This window comes from Shewanella sp. AC91-MNA-CIBAN-0169 (genome assembly GCF_040310165.1).
In the GTDB taxonomy this organism is placed as follows: domain Bacteria; phylum Pseudomonadota; class Gammaproteobacteria; order Enterobacterales; family Shewanellaceae; genus Shewanella.
Map to the genome: position 1 here is coordinate 1 of NZ_JBEOPM010000136.1, position 262 is coordinate 262.

General features: G+C 40.5%; 1 protein-coding gene. It reads left to right on the forward strand.

Features of this window, described 5'->3' with window-relative positions:
- Positions 1-262, forward strand: a 262-nt coding sequence (locus AAEY98_RS22435) for a PepSY domain-containing protein (RefSeq protein ID WP_351019813.1), incomplete at both ends; no start/stop codon positions are given.

The following is a 262-nucleotide window of genomic DNA, read 5'->3' on the forward strand; positions in this document are numbered from 1 at the left end:
GTAGAGATCGATGCCAATAGCGGCAAAATTCTTAGAACCAAACAAGAAAAACTTGATGCAGAAGATGTCGCAGAGTACAGCGTTATGAAGCAGTCTAAATTAAGCCTATTGCAAGCCATGAAAAGAGCCACTCAGACCGTTAATGGCAAAGTGATTTCCGCTGATTTTGACGTAAAAAATAGCAGACCTGTATACGATATTGAAATACTTAAAGGCACACAAGAGTACGATATCGTCATAGATGGTATAACGGGTCGGGTAC